General features: G+C 61.5%; 21 protein-coding genes and 1 pseudogene. 10 read left to right on the forward strand and 12 right to left on the reverse strand.

Annotated features, from left to right (window positions below):
- The first annotated feature begins 5 nt into the window (after positions 1–5).
- The 9 genes from HW090_RS02685 (at position 6) to HW090_RS02725 (ending at position 7,711) form a co-directional block, all read left to right on the forward strand.
- Complete coding sequence (locus HW090_RS02685) at positions 6–716, forward strand: DUF3108 domain-containing protein (RefSeq protein ID WP_179112029.1); 711 nt, start codon at positions 6–8, stop codon at positions 714–716.
- 64 nt (positions 717–780) lie between these two features.
- Positions 781–1,440 carry a COG3650 family protein gene (locus HW090_RS02690; RefSeq protein ID WP_179112030.1) on the forward strand — a complete coding sequence of 220 codons (660 nt, stop codon included), beginning with the start codon at positions 781–783 and terminating at the stop codon, positions 1,438–1,440.
- 31 nt (positions 1,441–1,471) lie between these two features.
- Positions 1,472–2,668 carry a succinyldiaminopimelate transaminase gene (gene dapC, locus HW090_RS02695; protein ID WP_179112031.1) on the forward strand — a complete coding sequence of 399 codons (1,197 nt, stop codon included), beginning with the start codon at positions 1,472–1,474 and terminating at the stop codon, positions 2,666–2,668.
- 302 nt (positions 2,669–2,970) lie between these two features.
- On the forward strand, positions 2,971–3,294 hold the full coding sequence (locus HW090_RS02700) for a thioredoxin family protein (protein WP_179112032.1): 324 nt from the start codon (positions 2,971–2,973) through the stop codon (positions 3,292–3,294).
- Positions 3,295–3,367: 73 nt separating this feature from the next.
- Entirely contained in the window at positions 3,368–3,739 is a 372-nt protein-coding gene (locus tag HW090_RS02705) for an ArsC family reductase (protein ID WP_179112033.1), read from the forward strand.
- Positions 3,740–3,783: 44 nt separating this feature from the next.
- Positions 3,784–4,818 carry a 2,3,4,5-tetrahydropyridine-2,6-dicarboxylate N-succinyltransferase gene (dapD, locus tag HW090_RS02710; protein ID WP_179112034.1) on the forward strand — a complete coding sequence of 345 codons (1,035 nt, stop codon included), beginning with the start codon at positions 3,784–3,786 and terminating at the stop codon, positions 4,816–4,818.
- Positions 4,819–4,923: 105 nt separating this feature from the next.
- Entirely contained in the window at positions 4,924–6,084 is a 1,161-nt protein-coding gene (gene gltS, locus HW090_RS02715) for a sodium/glutamate symporter (RefSeq protein ID WP_256930782.1), read from the forward strand.
- Between the two features lie 2 nt (positions 6,085–6,086).
- Entirely contained in the window at positions 6,087–7,295 is a 1,209-nt protein-coding gene (locus tag HW090_RS02720) for an aminotransferase class V-fold PLP-dependent enzyme (RefSeq protein ID WP_179112035.1), read from the forward strand.
- Entirely contained in the window at positions 7,292–7,711 is a 420-nt protein-coding gene (locus HW090_RS02725; protein WP_179112036.1) for a SufE family protein, read from the forward strand. The genes HW090_RS02720 and HW090_RS02725 overlap by 4 nt, the downstream gene beginning before the upstream one ends.
- Positions 7,712–7,816: 105 nt before the next feature.
- Here the strand turns inward: HW090_RS02725 and HW090_RS02730 are convergent, their stop codons facing one another.
- From HW090_RS02730 to HW090_RS02785, 12 genes are all read right to left on the reverse strand, one after another.
- Complete coding sequence (locus HW090_RS02730; protein WP_179112037.1) at positions 7,817–8,635, reverse strand: AraC family transcriptional regulator; 819 nt, start codon at positions 8,633–8,635, stop codon at positions 7,817–7,819.
- 131 nt (positions 8,636–8,766) lie between these two features.
- Complete coding sequence (locus HW090_RS02735; protein WP_179112038.1) at positions 8,767–9,750, reverse strand: quinone oxidoreductase; 984 nt, start codon at positions 9,748–9,750, stop codon at positions 8,767–8,769.
- The gene (locus HW090_RS02740; protein WP_179112039.1) at positions 9,747–10,343 is read right to left on the reverse strand and encodes a LysE family translocator; all 597 of its coding nucleotides are present in this window, start codon (positions 10,341–10,343) and stop codon (positions 9,747–9,749) included. Before HW090_RS02740 ends, HW090_RS02735 begins: the two co-directional genes overlap by 4 nt.
- 25 nt (positions 10,344–10,368) lie before the next feature.
- Positions 10,369–11,112, reverse strand: a complete 744-nt coding sequence (locus tag HW090_RS02745; protein ID WP_179112040.1) for a thioesterase II family protein — start codon at positions 11,110–11,112, stop codon at positions 10,369–10,371.
- Complete coding sequence (locus HW090_RS02750) at positions 11,105–11,497, reverse strand: cupin domain-containing protein (protein ID WP_179112041.1); 393 nt, start codon at positions 11,495–11,497, stop codon at positions 11,105–11,107. The genes HW090_RS02745 and HW090_RS02750 overlap by 8 nt, the downstream gene beginning before the upstream one ends.
- Position 11,498: 1 nt before the next feature.
- A complete protein-coding gene (locus HW090_RS02755; RefSeq protein ID WP_179112042.1) occupies positions 11,499–12,113 on the reverse strand; it encodes a LysE family translocator in 615 nt (204 codons plus the stop codon).
- A 16-nt stretch (positions 12,114–12,129) separates the two neighbouring features.
- Entirely contained in the window at positions 12,130–13,548 is a 1,419-nt protein-coding gene (locus HW090_RS02760; protein ID WP_179112043.1) for a class I tRNA ligase family protein, read from the reverse strand.
- 67 nt (positions 13,549–13,615) lie between these two features.
- Positions 13,616–13,846 carry an acyl carrier protein gene (locus tag HW090_RS02765; RefSeq protein ID WP_179112044.1) on the reverse strand — a complete coding sequence of 77 codons (231 nt, stop codon included), beginning with the start codon at positions 13,844–13,846 and terminating at the stop codon, positions 13,616–13,618.
- The gene (locus HW090_RS02770; RefSeq protein WP_218673560.1) at positions 13,840–14,811 is read right to left on the reverse strand and encodes a chlorinating enzyme; all 972 of its coding nucleotides are present in this window, start codon (positions 14,809–14,811) and stop codon (positions 13,840–13,842) included. Before HW090_RS02770 ends, HW090_RS02765 begins: the two co-directional genes overlap by 7 nt.
- Before the next feature lie 31 nt (positions 14,812–14,842).
- Positions 14,843–16,393 (reverse strand): amino acid adenylation domain-containing protein, encoded by a 1,551-nt coding sequence (locus HW090_RS02775; RefSeq protein ID WP_179112045.1) that lies wholly within the window; start codon positions 16,391–16,393, stop codon positions 14,843–14,845.
- 23 nt (positions 16,394–16,416) lie between these two features.
- Positions 16,417–17,412, reverse strand: coding sequence for a 4-hydroxy-2-oxovalerate aldolase (dmpG, locus tag HW090_RS02780; protein WP_179112046.1), 996 nt, complete (start codon positions 17,410–17,412; stop codon positions 16,417–16,419).
- Complete coding sequence (locus HW090_RS02785; protein WP_179112047.1) at positions 17,409–18,299, reverse strand: acetaldehyde dehydrogenase (acetylating); 891 nt, start codon at positions 18,297–18,299, stop codon at positions 17,409–17,411. Before HW090_RS02785 ends, dmpG begins: the two co-directional genes overlap by 4 nt.
- A gap of 613 nt (positions 18,300–18,912) precedes the next feature.
- Between HW090_RS02785 and HW090_RS18075 the strand changes: the two are divergent.
- Positions 18,913–19,098, forward strand: a pseudogene (locus HW090_RS18075) (antirestriction protein ArdA); the annotation flags it as partial.
- Positions 19,099–19,105 lie beyond the last annotated feature (7 nt).

Here is a 19,105-nt window from a genome sequence, read left to right on the forward strand (position 1 = left end):
ACACCATGCGCCGCGCCCTGCTGCTTGCCCTCGCCGTACTGGCCCTGCCGGTACAGGCCCTGGAACTGAAACCCTTCTCCGCCAGCTACACGGCCGACTGGAAGCAAGTACCGGTCAGCGGGACCGCCAAGCGCAGTCTCGAACGCCTGGAGGGCAACCGCTGGCAACTGGACTTCGAAGCCTCGATGCTGGTGGCCAGCCTCAGCGAACGCAGCCAGTTCACCCTCGACGGCAACAGCTTCCTGCCACAGCAGTACCGTCTCAAGCGCAGCGGCCTGGGTAAAGGCAAGCGCATCGAGCAGGATTTCGATTGGGCGGGCAAGCAGGTCCTCGGCAGTGACCGTGGCGAGCAGGTCAAGCTGCCGCTCAACTCCGGCCTGCTGGATAAGTCCACCTATCAACTGGCCCTGCAACACGACGTCGCCGCCGGCAAGCGCAGCATGAGCTACCAGGTGGTCGATGGCGACGAAATCGAGACCTACGACTTCCGCGTACTCGGCGAGGAAAAGGTCAGCACCAAGGCCGGCCAGGTCGACGCCATCAAGGTCGAGCGTGTGCGCGACCCCACCCAGAGCAAGCGTGTGACCATGCTCTGGTTCGCCAAGGACTGGGACTACCTGCTGGTCCGACTGCACCAGATCGAGAAGGACGGCAAGGAATACCAGATCATGCTGGAGAACGGTCAGGTCGACGGCAAGCCCGTACAAGGCAACTGACCGCCCTCGCGCGCCGGGCCTGACCCGGCGTTTCTCTTGCCGGCATCCATAGACAGGTATCCGTATGCGCCCCTTGTTGTTCCTGCTGTTCCCCCTGCTCGGCGCCTGCCAGAGCCTGTTCACCACGGAGCCATCCGCCCCGGCCCTGGAGCGCCTGCAAGGCGAAGTACGCAGGGACGCGGGCAACCTGCTGCTGAGCACCTGCAAGGGCGACCAGACACTGCAAGTGCTGGACCAGGGCGACAGCGGTTTCAACGACGATGCCGCCGCGCTCTTTGCTGACGGTGCCAGCCGCCTGTTCGTCGACCTTGGCGGCGTCAAGCTGGGCAAGGCCAGCGCCGACGGACAGCCCCGCCTGGACGTACGCAAGGTCTATCGCCTGCAGAACGAAGGGCACGGCTGCGACGACCCGCAACTGGCAACCCTCGCCCTGCGTGCCAGCGGCAACGAGCCTTTCTGGACGGTTTCCATCAGCCCACGCGGCCTGTTGCTGGAGCGCCCGGACCAACCGCCCCTGGCACTCCCCTACCTGGAAGAACAACTGCCACAGGGCCAGATCAATTTCAGCAGCGAAGCCAACCAGCAACGCCTGGAACTCTGGGTTGCCCCGCAACGTTGCGTGGACAGCGCCAGCGGCGCCGTCAGCCATCTCAGCGCCGTGCTGAGCATCGACGGCAAGCGCCAGAATGGCTGTGGCTACTTCGGCGCCCTGCGCACCCCGTGACCCGCACAACCGATTTCGAGACAAGACACAGATGAACCAAGCACTCGACCTGCTGCAACCCTACCCCTTCGAAAAACTGCGGGCGCTGCTGGGCGGCGTGCAACCGGCGCCTGGGCTATCCCCCATCGCCCTGTCCATCGGCGAACCCAAGCACAAGTCCCCCGATTTCGTGGCCCAGGCACTGGCTGACAACCTCCAGCAACTGTCGGTCTACCCGACCACGCTGGGCATCCCGGCCCTGCGCGAGTCCATTGCCGCTTGGTGCGGGCGGCGCTTCGCCGTACCCAGCGGCTGGCTGGATGCCGCACGCCATGTACTGCCGGTCAATGGCACCCGCGAGGCGCTGTTCGCCTTCACCCAGACAGTCGTCGACCGCCAGGCGGATGGCCTAGTGGTCAGCCCCAACCCGTTCTACCAGATCTACGAAGGCGCGGCGCTGCTGGCCGGCGCCACGCCTCATTACCTGCCCTGCCAGGAAGAAAACGGGTTCAACCCGGACTTCGACGCGGTAACAGCAGAAACCTGGAAGCGCACGCAGATCCTGTTCCTCTGCTCACCCGGCAACCCCACCGGAGCGCTGGTGCCGCTGGAAACGCTGAAGAAACTGATCGCACTGGCTGACGAGCATGACTTCGTCATCGCCGCCGATGAGTGCTACAGCGAACTCTACTTCGACGAAGAAAACCCGCCGCCCGGCCTGCTCAGCGCCTGCGCCGCCCTGGGCCGCAGCGATTTCAAGCGTTGCGTGGTGTTCCACAGCCTGTCCAAGCGTTCCAACCTGCCAGGGCTGCGTTCAGGCTTCGTCGCGGGCGATGCGGATATCCTCAAGGCCTTCCTCCTCTACCGCACCTACCATGGCTGCGCCATGCCGGTGCAGACTCAACTGGCCAGCATTGCCGCCTGGAACGACGAACAGCACGTACAGGCCAACCGCGAGCTGTACCGCAGCAAATACGATGCGGTGCTGGATATCCTCGCGCCGGTCCTCGATGTGAAACGCCCGGACGGTGGTTTCTACCTGTGGGCCAGGACGCCCGGGGACGACGCCCAGTTCACCCGCGACCTGTTCGCTCGCCAGCATGTCACCGTGGTCCCTGGCTCCTACCTGTCGCGCGAGGTCGATGGCGTCAACCCCGGCGCGGGCCGCGTGCGGATGGCGCTGGTCGCCCCGTTGGCCGAATGCATCGAGGCGGCGCAGCGTATACGTGCCTTCGTGCAAGGAGCCTGAGAGCCTGCCCACGATCTGCTGCGCGTCGGCCCTAATGCGTTAAAAACAGGCTCGGAATGCTCATTTACACCGGTAAACTCCGCTTCCTCGCCTGTTTGATTCGCTAGCGCTCACCCTTCGGGCCAGCCTACGGCTGTTACTCCCGTTGGTCGTTGCGCCTTGCAGGGCTCTAGCTCGCGAGATCGTGAACAGGCTCTGGGAATCCGTCCTGGCTGTCACAATTCATGCACAAAGGCCCGGTAAAAAGCCTGAATCCCTGGTCGTTGTAAGCTGTACCACGCCCAATACAAGAGAAGTAGCCCATGGCCATGAACGATACCTATGCCGAGTCAGAACCCAGGCGCACCGAGGTCGATGCGCTGCCGGGCCATGTCCTGCTGGAATTCGGCGCCCCCTGGTGCGAACACTGCCAGGCCGCCCAGCCCTTGCTGGCCAAGGCGCTGCATGGCCAGCCCCTGCATCACTTGAAGATCGAAGACGGTCCGAAGAGACGCCTGGGGCGTTCGTTCCAGGTCAAGCTCTGGCCGACGCTGATCCTATTGCGCGACGGCCAGGAAATCGCTCGTTGCGTACGCCCGACCGGGATTGAAGAACTCCAATCCTTGCTGCAGAGCGTGAACGCGTGACGGCAGCCAGACTTTTTCCACTGCCGGTCATGGCATAATCCATGGCCCAGTGATGCCCAAGGAGAACTATTCCATGGCCGAAACCAGAGCCGGCCTGCGCCTGTACGGAATCAAGGCTTGCGACACCATGAAAAAGGCTCGCACCTGGCTGGAAGAGCAGGGACTGCCCTACGACTTCCATGACTACAAGAGCGTCGGTATAGACCGCGCCCACCTGGAGCTCTGGTGCAGCGAACATGGCTGGCAGACGGTACTCAACCGCGCCGGCACCACCTTCCGCAAACTCGACGAGACGCAGAAGGCCGACCTTGACCAGGCCAAGGCCATCGAACTGATGCTGGCCCAGCCGTCGATGATCAAACGTCCGGTACTCGAACTGGGCGACAGGACACTGATCGGCTTCAAGCCCGACACCTACGCTGCCGAACTGGCCAGCACGAACTGAAACCACGCCCGCATGGCGAGCGTGCACCGCACAAGGATAATCCGATGTCCAGTAACACCTTCAGCCTCGCCTTCGGCGTCGGCACCCAGAACCGCCAGGGCAACTGGCTGGAAGTCTTCTACGCTCAGCCGCTGCTGAACCCGGACGCAGCGCTGGTCAATGCCATCGCCCCCCTGCTGGGCTACAGCGGCGGCAACCAGGCCATCGCCATCACCACCACCCAGGCTGCCGAACTGGCCGACGCGATCAAATCCATCGATGCGATCCAGCATGCCTTGCTCACCCGCCTGGCCGAAAGCCATCGCCCGCTGGTGGTCACCCTCCTGGCGGAAGACGCGGCCCTGACCTCCACCCCGGAGGCCTACCTCAAGCTGCACCTGCTATCCCACCGCCTGGCCAAACCGCACGGCCTGAACCTCGCCGGCATCTTCCCGCTGCTGCCCAACGTCGCCTGGACCAACCATGGCGCGGTGGACCTGGCCGAGCTGGCCGAACTGCAACTGGAAGCCCGCCTGAAAGGCGACCTGCTGGAAGTCTTCTCGGTGGACAAGTTCCCCAAGATGACCGACTACGTGGTGCCGAGCGGCGTGCGTATCGCCGACAGCGCCCGTATCCGCCTGGGTGCCTATATCGGTGAAGGCACCACGGTGATGCACGAAGGCTTCGTCAACTTCAACGCCGGTACTGCCGGCCCGGGCATGATCGAAGGCCGCGTTTCAGCGGGTGTCTTCGTCGGCAAGGGTTCGGACCTGGGTGGCGGCTGCTCGACCATGGGCACCCTGTCCGGCGGCGGCAACATCGTCATCGCCGTCGGTGAAGGCTGCCTGATCGGCGCCAACGCCGGCATCGGCATCCCGCTGGGCGACCGCAACACCGTGGAATCGGGCCTGTACATCACCGCGGGCACCAAGGTCGCCCTGCTGGACGACCAGAACCAACTGGTCCAGGTGGTCAAGGCCCGCGAACTGGCCGGCCAGGCCGACCTGCTGTTCCGCCGTAATTCCCAGACCGGCGCCGTGGAATGCAAGACCAACCGTTCCGCCATCGAGCTGAACGAAGCCCTGCACGCCCACAACTGAGCGACTGCCGCGCCATGCGCCCCAGCATGGCGCGGCCCATGATTCGAGCCTCCTCCCGTGTCCATCCTGATTGTCGATGAGTTCGTCAGTTTCACCCTGGCGATCATGCTGCTGTTCGCCGGGAAGATCCTCACCCTGCGCACCGAACTGCTCCGCCGCTACAGCATTCCCGAGCCCGTGATTGGCGGCTTCATCTGTGCCGCGGTGGTCGCTTTCGCTTACTACGTGCTGGACACGCAGATCCAGTTCGAACTCCAGGTACGCGACCTGCTGATGCTGTACTTCTTCGCCGGCATCGGCCTCAAGGCGGACCTGCGCACCCTGCTCCAGGGTGGTCGTCCACTGCTGGTCCTGCTGCTGTTGGCCAGCCTCTTCATCATCATGCAGAACCTGCTGGGCATGAGTGTCGCCAGCGTATTCGGCCTGGCGCCGCAAGCCGGGCTGATGGCCGGTTCGATTTCGCTCACCGGCGGCGTCGGCACCACCCTGGCCTGGGCACCACAGTTCGTCGAACGCCTGGGCATCGCCAACGCCATGGAACTGGGCATCGCCAGCAATACCCTCGGGTTGATTGCAGCCTGCGTGATCGGCGGCCCTATCGCCCGCTACCTGATGCAGCGCCATGGCCTGCAACCTTCGGACAACACCCACCTGGACATTGGCCGCGCCTACGAAGAAGAGCAACCCAAACTCACCTACTACGGCGTCCTCTGGGCCTGGATGGGGCTCAATGTCGCCCTGTTGCTGGGACAGGGCATCGCCGAAGCGCTGGAAAGCGCAGGTCTCAACCTGCCCCGCTTCGTCAGTTGCCTGCTGGCCGGCATCCTGATTCGCAACCTGCTGCCATACCTGCTCGGGCGCAAGCTGGCGCGCAACTGGCCAGGGGCGCAACAGGGGCTGGCGCTGATCTCCGACATCTGCCTGGGCATGTTCCTGACCATGGCACTGATGAGCCTGCGGCTCTGGGAGCTGCAATCGGTGTTCTTCTTCATACTGGTAGCCATCGGCCTGCAACTGGTGCTGTGTATCGCCTATATCCTGCTGGTGGTCTTCCGCTTTATGGGCAAGGACTATGAAGCAGCGGTCATCTGTGCAGGCTTCGGCGGCATCAGCCTGGGCTCGACCGCCACCGCGGTCGTCAACATGACCGCAGTGACACAACAATACGGGGCAGCGCACCGGGCCTTTATCCTCGTACCCCTGGTATGCGGATTCTTCATCGACCTGGTGAATGCGCTGGTCATCCACTTCTTCGCAGGATTCTAGGCATGCCGTCACTCGCCTCGCCCTGGCGCCAGGACTTTCCCGGCATCGTCGCCCTCCAGGCAGAAGGCCAGGTCTACCTGGACAGCGCCGCCACGGCGCAGAAGCCGCAGGCGATGCTCGATGCCCTGCTCGGCCACTACAGCCAGGGGACGGCCAACGTCCACCGCGCCCAGCACCTGCCCGCCGAACGCACGACCCGCGCCTTCGAAGCGACACGGGCAAACGTCGCGCAATGGCTGAATGCCCGCTCGAGCAGCGAAATCGTCTTCACCCACGGCGCCACCGAGGCCTTCAACCTGCTGGCCTACGCACTGGAGAGCCGCTTCGAGGCTGGCGACGAAATCGTCATCGGAACCTTCGAGCACCACGCCAACCTCCTGCCCTGGCAACAACTGGCACGCCGTCGCAATCTGGCATTGCGCGTGCTGCCACTGGATGCCCAGGGCGAGATCGACCTGGCACAGGCACGCACGATCATCGGGGCAAAAACCCGGCTCCTCGCCATCAGCCAGCTTTCCAACGTACTGGGGCGCCAGCAGCCGCTTGAGGAACTGCTGACGCTGGCGAAGCGCAACCATGCCCTGAGCGTCGTCGACGGAGCCCAGGGCGTGGTCCATGCACGCCAGGATGTACGCGCCCTGGGCTGCGATTTCTATGTATTTTCCAGCCACAAGCTGTATGGACCGGACGGGCTGGGCATCCTCTATGGCCGGGAAGAAGCCCTTGCATGCCTGTCGCCCTGGCAGTTCGGCGGCGAGATGCTGCAAGAGACCGACTACCAGAACGCCAGCTTCCGCGCCGCCCCCATGGGGCTGGAGGCCGGTACGCCCCCCATCGGTGCGGTGATCGGCTTCGACGCGACCCTGCGCTACCTGGCATCGCTGGACCCACAGCAGGTCCAGGCCCACGAACGCCAACTACACCAGCACCTGCTCGACGGGTTGCAGCAATACCCCCGCATACACCTGCTGGGGACACCGGACACCGCGCTGGCCAGCTTCACAGTGGAAGGCATTCACCCTGCCGACCTGGCGCACTTGCTGGGCGAGCAAGGCATTGCCATACGCAGCGGCAGCCACTGCGCCATGCCGCTGGTCCGCAGCCTGGGGCACGAAGGCGCCCTGCGCGTCTCACTGGCCCTGTACAACGACGGGCACGACCTGCAGCGCTTCTTCGAGGCACTGGAGCAAGCACTGGAGTTGCTGTTATGAGCGCTCTGCCAGACAGCGCCCAAGAGGCGCTAGCGGCGTTTTCCACCTGCAAGGGCTGGGAAGACCATGCGCGCCTACTGATGAAATGGGGAGCGAAACTGGAACCGCTGAAGCCATTCGAGCGTTGCGAGTCCAACCGGATACAGGGTTGTGAGAGCCAGGTCTGGCTGGTGGCAGAGCGACCAAATGGAAACTGGCATTTTCGCGCCGACAGTGAAGCCCGCTTGCTGCGAGGCTTGCTGGCCCTGTTGCTGGCTCGTATCCAGGGGCTGGATGCTATGGCCCTGGATACGCTCGACCTGGTCGACTGGTTCCAGCAACTGGGGCTTTCACGACAGCTATCGCCCTCACGTAGCAATGGCATGAACGCCGTATTGCAGCGCATCCAGGCCATCAACCACGAACACCTCCAATAATCTCTAAAGGCATGAAAGCCCCCTGACGGAAACCATGAGGGATGCTGTACTGCCATTCGCAGGCAGGCTGTGCAGGCCCTGTATGCCAATCAGAACATGCGCGGCTTATCCCAAGGCCCTGTCGCGGGAGCGGCACCAGCGTGCCGGCGATACGCCGAACGCCTTCTTGAAGTGCCTGCTCATGTGGCTCTGGTCGAAGAAGCCGGCGTCTACCGATGCCTCACTCAGTGGGCGCCCCAACAGGATCGACGCTTTCACGAGGTCCAGGCGGCGCATAGTGATGTAGCGGTGGGGGCTAGTGCCGAAGTACAACCGGTAGTCTTTCGACAAGCTCCACTTGTCACGCCCCGTGCATTCGGCCAAGTCGTCCAGGCTCACGGGCAAGTGTAGGTTGTCGTTCATGTATTCACGCGCCAGGTTTGCGGCCGTGAAGCAATTGCCATTATTGGCTGGCTGTCCACCGCACATGGCTTGTAGCCGGGTGAACAGCTGGAAAATCGCGTCGTCCTCAGCTAGGGAGTCGACTGGATCATCGAACGAATTAAGGATGCTGTCGGCAGCGGCGGCCAACTGCGGATCGCTCGAAATGCCCCCCTTGAGGAAGGGCAAGGGTTTGCCGTGGAGCACCTCCTGCGCAAGCTCCGGGGTGATGTAGAGCATGCGATAGCGAAAGCCTGACTCACTGCCGGCATGGCCGTCGTGCTCTTCGTCAGGGTGCAGCACCATGGTGCTGCCCGGCAAGCTGTTACGCGCCTCGCCGCGGTAACGGAAACTCTGCACACCTGCCAGGGTACGGCCGATTGCGTAGGTGTCATGCCGGTGCGGATCGAAACCATGCCCACTGAAAAAAGCCTCCAATCGCTCCATTTTGGACGCCGGATGGAGGTGCCGTACCCAGTCTTTGGAGGAAGGCAGTTCAATCATGACGCTGATCCTTAGCAAGTTGTTCCATCTTGGGGCGTATCGCATGAAGAATTTGAAGGAGGCATGGAGTCAAATTAACATTTGGATCCTACAGCTTGAAGGCCATTGGTCGATCGTCATAAAAAACCTCATCAAGGAATGAGCACGATCGAGCCTGTCGCTTTACGGCTCTCCAGCAGCACGTGCGCACGCTCAGCGTCGGCCAGGGCGAAGGTAGCGCCGATGTGCACGTCCATGCCATCTCGAAGGCACTGAAAAAAAGTTTCAGCCAACGCCTGCAACGATGCCGAGTCACTGATGTAGTCGAACAGCATCGGGCGGCTGACGGTCAGTGACCCCGCCTGTGCCAACTCGGCTAGGGCCACGTTCTCGACCGGCCCGGAGGCATTGCCGAAGCTGATCAGGTGGCCGCGGGCAGCTGTAGCGCCAAGCGAGGCCCTCCAGGTACTGCGGCCGACTGAATCGTAAACGAAACGCACGCCCTCGCCGCCAGTCAGTGCCCGTGCTCGTTCAGCGATGGATTCATCGGCTAGCAAAGTGGCCCATGCTCCGGCTTGTTCAGCTTGCGCTGCCTTGACCGTACTAGACACCACACCGATCAGATGGATGCCACGGCACCTAGCGTATTGGCAGGCGAGCAACCCAACCCCGCCGGCGGCCGCATGAAAGAGCACCGTGTCACCAGGCCGGGGTTGGCTGACCTGGTTGAACAGGCACAGTACCGTCAGTCCTTTGAGCAACCCGCCCGCGGCGGTAGTGAAGGAGATGTCGTCGGGCAGGTGAACCAGCCGATGCTGATCCACGGTGTGGTAAGTGGCGTAGGCTCCCAAGGCGGACTGCACGTACGCCACGCGGTCACCCACATCGAAACCTTGGGTGCCAGCCGCGCATTCCACCACCGTGCCGGCACCTTCGGTGCCCAGCCCAGAGGGCAGGCACGGCGGTGGGTATAGCCCGGAGCGGAAGTAGGTGTCAATGTAATTCACCCCGACCGCCTCGTTGCGCACACGCACCTGGCCAGGTGCCAATGGCTTCAGCACAAGTGGCTCGTGTTCGAGCACCGAGGGTGCGCCGTGGCTGCGAAATACAGTTCGATGAGTGTCACAGACGTTCATTTGAGGGCCGAGTAAGTCAGGTAAACGGAAAAGGACAAGAGTGACAGCCCGACCAGCTTGGGCACCCATCGGTGCACGTTGTGGTGGGGCGTGCGGCTCACCACGGTGCCCAGCCATGCCCAGGCGAAACCGATCGGCACCAGGATGAGCAGAAACGAGAGCAGCGCCCAACCAAAGCGCTCAACGGTGGCATACACCTCGCGGGGAAACACCACCGACGCCAATATCAATGCCTTCGGGTTGAGCAGCGTGAGCATCAACAATGCCCGGCAGCTGACCACGCTGCCCCTTGGCTCGCTCGCCAACTGCCTCAGCGAGGCGATGCGGTAGGCCAACAGACCCAGGTAGCCTGCACACAACAGTTTCAAACCGATGCCGAGGTCGGGGTAACGCGTAGCCAGCGCGATCAGCACGAAGCCCCAGGCACTGATCGCAATGCTGTAGCCGAACGCCTCGGTGGCGATCAACGGCGAGGTGCGGGCGGGCCCGCTGGAATAGCCAGAGGTCATCAACAAAGTGTTGGTAGGCCCCGGCATCAGCAATATCAATGCGGCTCCGGCAGCGATATTGAACGAAGCAGTCAGATAGTCCATTACAGTTGTTATCCCTTCCTGGTGGTCACACGGCGGCGAAGCTTCGCAGGGCTTGCAGCACACCTGGCAGGTTCTGGCGAACGAAAAAGTGATCCCCGGGAAATACCTGCTGCTGCGTAGGTTGAGTGGTCTTGGCGGCCCAGGCCTGCAACCCGTCGACCGGCACCGAGGGATCGTGGTCGCCTCCAATCGCCAGGATCGGCAGCGCTACCGGGGCTGCGGTGGGCAAGTCAATACTTTCGGAGAGCGCAAAATCGTGACGCAGCGTTTTCAGGGCGATCGCACGCAAGCCAGGGTTATCCACGACTTCACCAGGCAAGCCGCCCAAAGCCTGGATGTACGCCAGGAACTGCTCGTCGCTCATGGCGGAGGAGCTGACTCGGCTACCCAGCGCTGCGGAGCTGGCGCAGGCGGTCAGGGACTGGATGCGTGCGACCGGGTAATGCTCGGCGCAGTAGCTGGCGAACCGGTGCGCGATCCCCGCCCCCAGACTGTAGCCGAACAAATGCAGAGGCAGGTCGAACAGGCCCGACAGCGCCTGTGCCAACGGCGGTAGCAGTTCGTCGATCTGGGTGAAGAATGGCTCAGCGAAGCGCGCCTCGCGCCCCGGCAGTTGCACGGCACACACCTCGACCTCTGGCCCCAGCCGCGCTTGCCAGTCGCGATAGAACGAGGCGCTGCCGCCACCGAAGGGGAAGCACAGCAGGCGGCTGCGTGCCTCGGGCTGTACGGTCCGGTGCAGCCACTTGTTCGCTGCCGGGCTAGTCATGACCAGCCTCGGCAGGCTGAGCGAAGTAGTCGCTGCCATTGGCCACGAACCAGTCCCGCCGTGGTGGAGTGAACACGTCCAGGTCCACGGTATCCTCCAGGCACTCGGCGGCGTGCGGCATGTTGGCCGCGAGGTGCAGCACGTCGCCGGCGCACAACACGGTGCTTTGCTCCATCTCCCAGCCGTGGGTGAAGCGGATCTTGCCCTTGAGAATGTAGGTCATCTGCTCGTTGGGGTGGCTATGGTGTTTGACCACCGCTCCGGCTTTCATCGTCAGCTTGACCATCATCAGTTCGTCACCGTGCACGATCTGGCGCACGATCAGGTCCCCCAACTGCTCTTTGTCGACGGCATTCCAATTGACTGCCGTATCTGGCTTGATCATCTCAGCCCCCTTGAACATGAATGTAGAAGTCGTGAAACATAAAGGCCGCGCATACCGCCAGCCCCACACCCATCAAACGGTTGAAGAAATTGAAGTACGACTCTTTGGTAATGCGCTTGCCTAGCACCGCGCCCAGGAACGAGTAGATGCCCGGGGCACCGGCGCCCCCCAGCGCGATCATGATCGAGACCACAGCAATGCTAATGCCAGTGACGTGGGCCGCTGGGAACATCACTGTGGTGATCGGCAGCACCACCATCATCCCTTTGGGGTTTAAGGCCTGGATCAGAAAGCCGTTCCAGAACGTCAGCGGTTTCTCGGTCGGCGATGCTGGGTCCGCTTTGCCCGGCAGCACCACCTTGGAAGTGAACACCTTGAACGCCAGGTACAGGGTGTATAGGCCGCCCACCAAGGCCATGTACGGCAGCACCGAGCGCGAGATCAAGGCCTCGCCGGTGTAACCGAAGACCAGGAACAGCGCGAACATAGCGCAGCCCACCCCGATGAAAAAGCCAACCGTGCGGCGGAACTGGCCAGTGAGCCCAGCGTTCAGGCCCATCACGTTGACCGGCCCGGGGCTATACATCACGCTGAAGGCGTAGAGGAAAATTTCCATCAAATGATTTCCTAGTTCAAGCCGACCGAACGCCGAGCGTCGAAAGCACCGAGGTGTAGACGCACTGGTCGATCACTTCATCGTTGGCGACCATTTGTTTTTGCCATTGGTACAGGGAGCGGAACGCCGATACCGCGTCTCCATGTTCCAGTAAGGTGTTCACTTGATCCGGCGGCAGCGTGCCGTTTTCGCCGAGCCGGGCCGAAAGCTTCTGGCAGCCACTAAGAAAGCTGTCGATCTGGTCGATCAGCGCCTTGCGGATCACCAGCACTTTCTCCGGTTCTTCACCCACCAGCAGCGCCAGGTCCACGGTCTGGTCACCGTCGGCGCGGCAGCCGGCGTACTCGACCGATTCGAACAGCGTCAATGGCACGAAAGCCTCCAAGCCCCCCAGGTCGAAGATCAGCGCGGCGAGCGCACCAATGTTCTTTTTCTGGATAGAGGCATCCACTTGCAGGTGGTCCGGGCGATGGGTGACGGTGGTCACTGCGGCCTTGAAACTAGCGCTGAACTCGACGCGAACCGGCAGACCTTGCACCGCATCCTCATGGAATGTGCCCAGGTGCGGGCTCCAGTACAGCTGCGCCTGCTCGGGTGTAGTGGGTTCTATGCGGGCGATGGCTTCGCCAGGGATGCGTTTGTCTTCATACGCCCGGGCACAGCCCTTGCGCAGCAACACGTTGACCGTTTCGTTGTGCACCTGAGGCGCAGGTTTACCGTCCAGAAAGCCCGACCGCACCGCGTGGCCGGTTTTGAGTACTGGAGGAACAGGCATCGCGTGCTCATCAGCCTGCGCCTCGATCGACAGAGCGAAGCGGATCGGCAAACCTACGCGTCGAGCGAAATCCAGGTCGGTCTTGTTGTGGGCGGGGTTGACCAGCACGGCACCGGTGCCGAAATCAGGCTTGACCCAATCAGCGACCCACACCGACATCAAGTCACCGGTCAGCGGGTTGCGCACATAAGCGCCGGTGAAGTAGTTGTCCGCATCGGGCCGGTCGGCGAGGTTGCGTGTGAACCAATGATATTTGTGCACGGCGATGGCGCACGCGGCAGTGCAGGAACTCCAATCGGTCACGAACACATCGATGCTATTGTCGGCATCAAACAGTTGCAGCGAGCAGATGGCACCCTGCGACTGGCGCACACTTTTACGGATTTTCGCGACGATTTTTTCCGACCAGAAGGGAATGCGTGTGGAAACCTGTGCGGTGGCCTCGCACGAGGGGCCATAGAAGGCTTCGAAAGCGCCCCCGTCCAAGGCGTTGAAATGCACATGGCCCTTTTCCAGCAGGCTGTTCACCTGCGCGGCGGCCGCGACGGCGTCGGCACTGACCGGTACGCATTGGGTGGCCCGGTTCATGAATGCAGCGAACAGCGACGCCCTCTTGAGCGTCAGGTCTGCTGGCTCACCGCCGTGAGTGTGCTCCAGCAACGCAAAGGTCCTCATCTTCCTATCTCCTTGAGGGGTGGCCGACTGATAACGGCCGGCCAGCCCGGCATTAACCCACCTGCTGGCTGAACGACGGCTGGATGGCCTTGCTCAGTTGGATTACCGACGAGTTGCGAAAGAGCGACTCCATGTCGACCTGCACCTTCAGTTCCTCGTGAAGGTGGCGCTGGATCTCGGCCATCATCAACGAGTGGCCGCCCACGTCGAAGAAGTCGTCGTCCAACTTCAGTTGCGGGTAATCCAGCGCTTTGGCGCAGATCTCATGAATGGCATTCAGCATGGGGCTTTCTCCTCCAGTGCGGCGAACGAAAACGCCTGGTCTCGGTTATTGGCACTGCGCACCTGGTTGTGCCCGTAGGTGTCGGCGCCCGACACCAGCACGGTGGCGTAGTTAGTCAGGTCGAAGGTTTCACCATGCGCGTTGTAGCTCGACAGGTCTGGATACACCCGCACATGGGTAGGGACGTAACGTCCGGAGATCGCCAGGCGCGTTTGCCGTTCGCTGGTGTTGTTGTGCGAGGCATGTGCACAGGAGGCGGTGAAAATCACGCATTCGCCGGCTTGCAGTTCCATGTCCACCGGGTTGGCGCTTTCCGGGTCCCAGGCCGGGTCGACCTTGAATTCGGAGAAGTCATAGCCGAAGAAGCCGGTGTCGGTCTTGGAGTGCTGGTAATCACCATTGCGACCGGTAGCGACACTCTTCTTCTCGTCGTAGTAGAACTTTTTGTGCGAGCCAGGCAGGAAGCGCATACACGCAGTTTCCTTGGTGGCCGGGGTGAACGCGGTCCACACGGTTAGGTCGATGTAGGCATTCCAGTCCGTTTCTGTCGGCACGATCAGCGGATTGCCGTCGGTATAGCTGTAGTCGCGCACCTGGTGCCACTCGGTGCCGCGGCCACCGGGGAACTTGGCGAACCACTCCGAACGCCAGCACAGTAGGTCGCTACCCAGAATGCCGCGCAGATACTTGAGGATGGTCGGGTGCATTATGTGCCGCGACAATTCGGGAATATCGAAGTGGCGGTCGTAGTTCATGTTGTTGTCGTACAGGATGTGCGAGCGGTCGTGGTTGGCCACGCGCAAGGCCCGCAGGATATCCGCCGCTTCTTCGGGCTCGTACAACTTGATCGGGCCGATGAAGCCGTTGCGCTCGAACGATTCGATGTCTGCCCGAATATCGTCAGTGATCACCGAACTAGCCGGCAGGCCGGTGGTAGCGGATATTTTTTGGTCCATCTGTGTCATGTGAAACTCCTTATTGGTAGTGACGGGTTGTTCAGCCCATATCCAACAGAGCTTGGCGGTCGATCTTGCCGTTCTGGGTCAGGGGGAACTGTTTGCAGGCCACGTATCGCCGTGGGTGCATGTGGTTGGGCAACAGGGCCGAGAGCTGGCGACTGATATCGCGTAGGGTTGGCAGTTCGTCGGTGGTGGTCACGAAAGCGGTGAGTTCGGCTTCCTGACCGGGCTGGGCCTGGGTGTTGAGCACGATCGCGTCCTCAACGGTGACTAGCGCGTTGCGTACGCCGTTCTCGATCTCGGACAGGTTCACCAACATGCCGCGGATCTTGATTTGGTTATCGCGCCGCCCCACGCAGATGAAACTGCCGTCGGCTTTGCGGCGAGCGTAGTCACCCGTGAAGTAAGCGGCACGAGTCACGCCATCGACGGTCATGGGTCTAAAGCGTTCAGCCTGCAGCGTGGGGTTGTTCAGGTAACCCTGGCCCACTCCCATGCCGGAGATCACGATCTGACCGGTTTCGCCGACTGTCACAGGGCAGTCATGCTCATCGAGCACATCGACGCGGCAATTGCCCACCGGCTCGCCCATGGGGATGCCGTCAGTGAGGTAGGTGGCGTAATCGACCATGCGGTGGCAGGTGGCTACGTCGGTACATTCCGCCACACCGTATTGGTGAATCAGGTTGCAGGCCGCCCCCTTGCCTTTGGCCCATTCCACTACCCGAGCGGTCGAGAGGGCTTCACCACCGATGAACAAGTGCCGCAGGCTTGCCAATTGCTCACGGGCCTGTCCCGCCTGAAGAATCAGGTACAACAAACTGGGGGCCAGATGGATGCTGGCGACCCGGTGCTGTTCGATCAAACCCGCGATTTCGTAGCCATCGAACATGCGGCTGCTGGTCAGCGAGATCGCTGCCCCGCTGTACAGCGGCGTGACCAGGCTGCGTTGAGAGATATCGAAACCGTAAGCCGATACCAGGATTCCGTTAGAGTCCTGCCCCAGGCCGTATTCGCGTACGTGCCAATCAATCAGGTTCGCCCAACTACGGTGAGTGATAGCCACCGCTTTCGGCACTCCAGTGGTCCCTGAGGTGAATACGGTGTAGCAAAGGGTGTTTTCCTGCACTGGCCAATGGCTCGGCCGGGCCACCGGCAGCCCCTCCGACAGCGCGCGTACCTGCTCGATGTCGGCCACGGACACAGCTTGTCCATCAAGGTTGGCCATGAACGGCGCCGAGGTGAAGATCAACTTGAGGTCGGCCAGTTGCCCGACCATCTGCGCCAACCGGGCAGAGGGGTTGGCGACGTCCAACGGCACATATGCGGCCCCGCTTTTAAGGATACCGAGCATGCACACCAGCGTGGCGGGCGAGGGTTGGAAATACACCCCCACCAGGCTCCCGGTGCCGATGCCCTGCTCGTGCAGGTAACCGGCCAGGGCTGACGACTGCCGATCTAATTCGGTGTAAGTCAAAGTTTCCGATGCACTGCGAACGGCAACTGCATTGGGGGTCAAGGTCGCCCAGTGAGCGACTTTTTCATGAATCATGGGCGAGCGAAGGCCCTGCTTATCAATAGCAGCCATCGATTCGATACCTGAAGCTGGGTTTAGTGTGTGGTGGACAGCCTGGCGGCGGTCTCCAAGATGATGTCTTCCTGCCCCGCCACCAGTTGGCGTTGGCCTAGCAAGCGGTAAAGCTGGAACTCATCGACCTTGAACTGTTCGGCCGCACGTTTGATGTGCGGCGCGAATCCAGAAAACAGCCCATTGATGCCGCTAGCGATGTTGGCGGTGCCGATGTGCGGGGTCAGGCAGTCCAGGTACTGCTGCGACGCATGCGCCAGCCCGGCCACAGCATCGAAGGTGCAGCGGGTGCGATAGCCCGAACGATTGAGCACGGCGATCAAGGTCTCCAACTGGGTGTTTCCCGCTCCGGCACCAAAGCCCATGATGCAGGCGTCTAGCAATTCAGCGCCCTCTTCCACCGCAGCCATCGAGTTGGCCACCGCCAAGCCAAGGTTGTTGTGGGCATGAAAACCCAGCTTGATGTCAGTCAGTTCCTGGATTGCCTGCACGCGCCAGCGTACGTCGTCGGGGGCTAGGTAACCGGCACTATCCATCAGTATTACGGCATCGGCACCATAGCTGGCCATGAGCGCAGCCTGTTGCGCCAACTCTGCGGGCTCGGCCATATGGCTCATCATCAGTACGCCATACACGCTCTTGCCCTGATTGCGCACCGACTCGATGTAGGGCGCTGTGACGTTGGCCTCGGTGCAATGCGAGGCGATGCGGAACACATCGACCCCGACCTCAATGGCGGTCGAAAGGTCGGTGGAGGTACCCAGCCCGGGAATGAAATGAATCCCAAGGCGGCCGTTCTTGATCACCGATCGGGCTGCTTCGAGCATGTCGCGGTCAGCCAGGCAGCTGGTTCCTAGCAGCGCTGAAGATCCACCCAGCCCATTGCCATGGCCCACCTCAATGATGTCGACGCCGGCGGCATCGGCCTGCTGGGCATACTGGCGAATCTGTGCTTCGCTCAGTTGATGTCGCACGGCGTGGTTGCCGTCGCGCAGGGTGCAGTCAGTGATGGCAATCATGCGGCGGTCCGTTCCCAGCTTACAGCGTTGAATTCGGCGACCGCGATGGCAGCGCAATTGATGATGTCGAGGTTGCCAGCATAGGCAGGCAAGTAGTCGCCGCTGCCGCGCACAGTCACACCCACGGTGAGGTAGCCTTTGCTTTCCACCGGTTCCAGCACCACTTCGTAGCCCGGTACGTAGCGTTGAACACGGACAACCATCTCCCGCACGCTTGCTTTCACCTTCTCCAGACTCTGGTAACGCCCCTTCGCGAATACAGTGGTTTGCATGTTGATGCCGGGCTTGGCCGGGTTGATGTTCAGCACCGCTTTGCTTTTTCCAGTACCACTGAACTGCCGCAGCGCCTGCTCGGTAGTGAGAATGTACTGATTGATGTTCTCGCGCGTCGCCATGCCCGCGCTGTCAGAGGCGATAGTCGAAGCGACTTCGATGTAATCCAGCGTGTCGAAAGCCTGGGCGATGGCATAGGCCAGCGGGATGCTCGCTTGGCCGCCGCAAGTCACTAGGTTCACGTTGCGCTCGGCGACTATGCTGTCGAGGTTGATTGAGGGTACGCAGATCGCGCCGATCTTCGCGGGTGTCATGTCTATGACCATCAGGTTGGCCTTGCGAAAGAATTGGTCGTTGATACGGTGCGACTGCGCCGAGGTGGCGTCGAACACGATGTCGATGCCGCTGGCGTGGTGCGCCAGAAAGTCGATGCCCTCAGCCGAGGTGGCGATGCCCAGATCACGGGCACGGGCTAAGCCTTCACTGGCCTGGCTGCGTCCCACGACCATTTTCAGGTCCAGGTGAGGAGAACGCATGGCTTTGTACATTAGGTCTATGCCGATGCTTCCCGAGCCAATGATCGCAGCCCGCTTGCGAGAAATTACAGCTTCCATATTGTTAATTCCTTCCTGAGATTGAGTACCATCTACTCGCCGAGAAGGCTGTTTCGACGATCCGTTGCTTCATGCGAAAACCATAAGCGTTCAGCCTTGGACATTGCTTGTACGTTCTTGGGAAAAGCGAAAAATTCTGAGGAACCGGTTGGCTTTTTATACTGGCGCGGGTAGGCCGGAGGAAGATTGGATGCGGGGTAGCTCCAGGTTGATCAGCCTGCCTGGATAGCTCATCTAAGGTCAGCCGTACTCCGGGTATTCATCGATTTGCTGAGAGAAATTCAGTCGCCATCTCGTGAAAACCCGTAACAGGGTCTCCGCTGAATCCACGACGCAGTCCTCCTCTTGATACATATAATCAATGGCTCTCGAACGATGACTAACCGAATAGGCTAACCTTATAGCTTGGGATCTTGACCTGCTCTAGGACAAAAACGCAGGGGTTCTTGCCCCCTCAAAATCAGGAAAAATAGACGGTTTCCACCCGGCCGCTGCGCTGGGTGGAGCCTCCGCGATTTTTCCTGATTTTTTCACGACCGCCTTAGTCGCCCTAGTCGGCAGGGGTTCATGCGCAGCGCAAGCGCAGAACCCTGAAGACGAAGGAGTGAAAGCCATGAGCGAAGAGATCAGGATCTGCGTTGCCGACCTAGCCGCCTACAACGCCGGTCACCTGCATGGCGTCTGGATCGACGCAATGCAGGAGCTGGACGACATCCAAGCGCAGGTCGACGCCATGCTGGCGGCCTCGCCGGTTGGGGGTATGGAGGAATACGCCATCCACGACTTCGAGGGCTTCGACTGTCGCG

This window comes from Pseudomonas sp. ABC1, assembly GCF_013395055.1.
Lineage (GTDB): Bacteria > Pseudomonadota > Gammaproteobacteria > Pseudomonadales > Pseudomonadaceae > Stutzerimonas.

Coding starts and splice junctions, on each gene's coding strand:
- HW090_RS02770 (WP_218673560.1), bottom strand. CDS start 14,811: ATGACACAGATGGACCAAAAAATATCCGCTACCACCGGCCTGCCGGCT.
- HW090_RS02685 (WP_179112029.1), top strand. CDS start 6: ATGCGCCGCGCCCTGCTGCTTGCCCTCGCCGTACTGGCCCTGCCGGTA.
- HW090_RS02735 (WP_179112038.1), bottom strand. CDS start 9,750: ATGAACGTCTGTGACACTCATCGAACTGTATTTCGCAGCCACGGCGCA.
- HW090_RS02705 (WP_179112033.1), top strand. CDS start 3,368: ATGGCCGAAACCAGAGCCGGCCTGCGCCTGTACGGAATCAAGGCTTGC.
- dmpG (WP_179112046.1), bottom strand. CDS start 17,412: ATGATTGCCATCACTGACTGCACCCTGCGCGACGGCAACCACGCCGTG.
- HW090_RS02690 (WP_179112030.1), top strand. CDS start 781: ATGCGCCCCTTGTTGTTCCTGCTGTTCCCCCTGCTCGGCGCCTGCCAG.
- HW090_RS02730 (WP_179112037.1), bottom strand. CDS start 8,635: ATGATTGAACTGCCTTCCTCCAAAGACTGGGTACGGCACCTCCATCCG.
- dapD (WP_179112034.1), top strand. CDS start 3,784: ATGTCCAGTAACACCTTCAGCCTCGCCTTCGGCGTCGGCACCCAGAAC.
- HW090_RS02765 (WP_179112044.1), bottom strand. CDS start 13,846: ATGCTGAATGCCATTCATGAGATCTGCGCCAAAGCGCTGGATTACCCG.
- HW090_RS02750 (WP_179112041.1), bottom strand. CDS start 11,497: ATGATCAAGCCAGATACGGCAGTCAATTGGAATGCCGTCGACAAAGAG.
- HW090_RS02775 (WP_179112045.1), bottom strand. CDS start 16,393: ATGGCTGCTATTGATAAGCAGGGCCTTCGCTCGCCCATGATTCATGAA.
- HW090_RS02720 (WP_179112035.1), top strand. CDS start 6,087: ATGCCGTCACTCGCCTCGCCCTGGCGCCAGGACTTTCCCGGCATCGTC.
- HW090_RS02785 (WP_179112047.1), bottom strand. CDS start 18,299: ATGGAAGCTGTAATTTCTCGCAAGCGGGCTGCGATCATTGGCTCGGGA.
- HW090_RS02740 (WP_179112039.1), bottom strand. CDS start 10,343: ATGGACTATCTGACTGCTTCGTTCAATATCGCTGCCGGAGCCGCATTG.
- HW090_RS02725 (WP_179112036.1), top strand. CDS start 7,292: ATGAGCGCTCTGCCAGACAGCGCCCAAGAGGCGCTAGCGGCGTTTTCC.
- HW090_RS02745 (WP_179112040.1), bottom strand. CDS start 11,112: ATGACTAGCCCGGCAGCGAACAAGTGGCTGCACCGGACCGTACAGCCC.
- dapC (WP_179112031.1), top strand. CDS start 1,472: ATGAACCAAGCACTCGACCTGCTGCAACCCTACCCCTTCGAAAAACTG.
- gltS (WP_256930782.1), top strand. CDS start 4,924: ATGCTGCTGTTCGCCGGGAAGATCCTCACCCTGCGCACCGAACTGCTC.
- HW090_RS02755 (WP_179112042.1), bottom strand. CDS start 12,113: ATGGAAATTTTCCTCTACGCCTTCAGCGTGATGTATAGCCCCGGGCCG.
- HW090_RS02700 (WP_179112032.1), top strand. CDS start 2,971: ATGGCCATGAACGATACCTATGCCGAGTCAGAACCCAGGCGCACCGAG.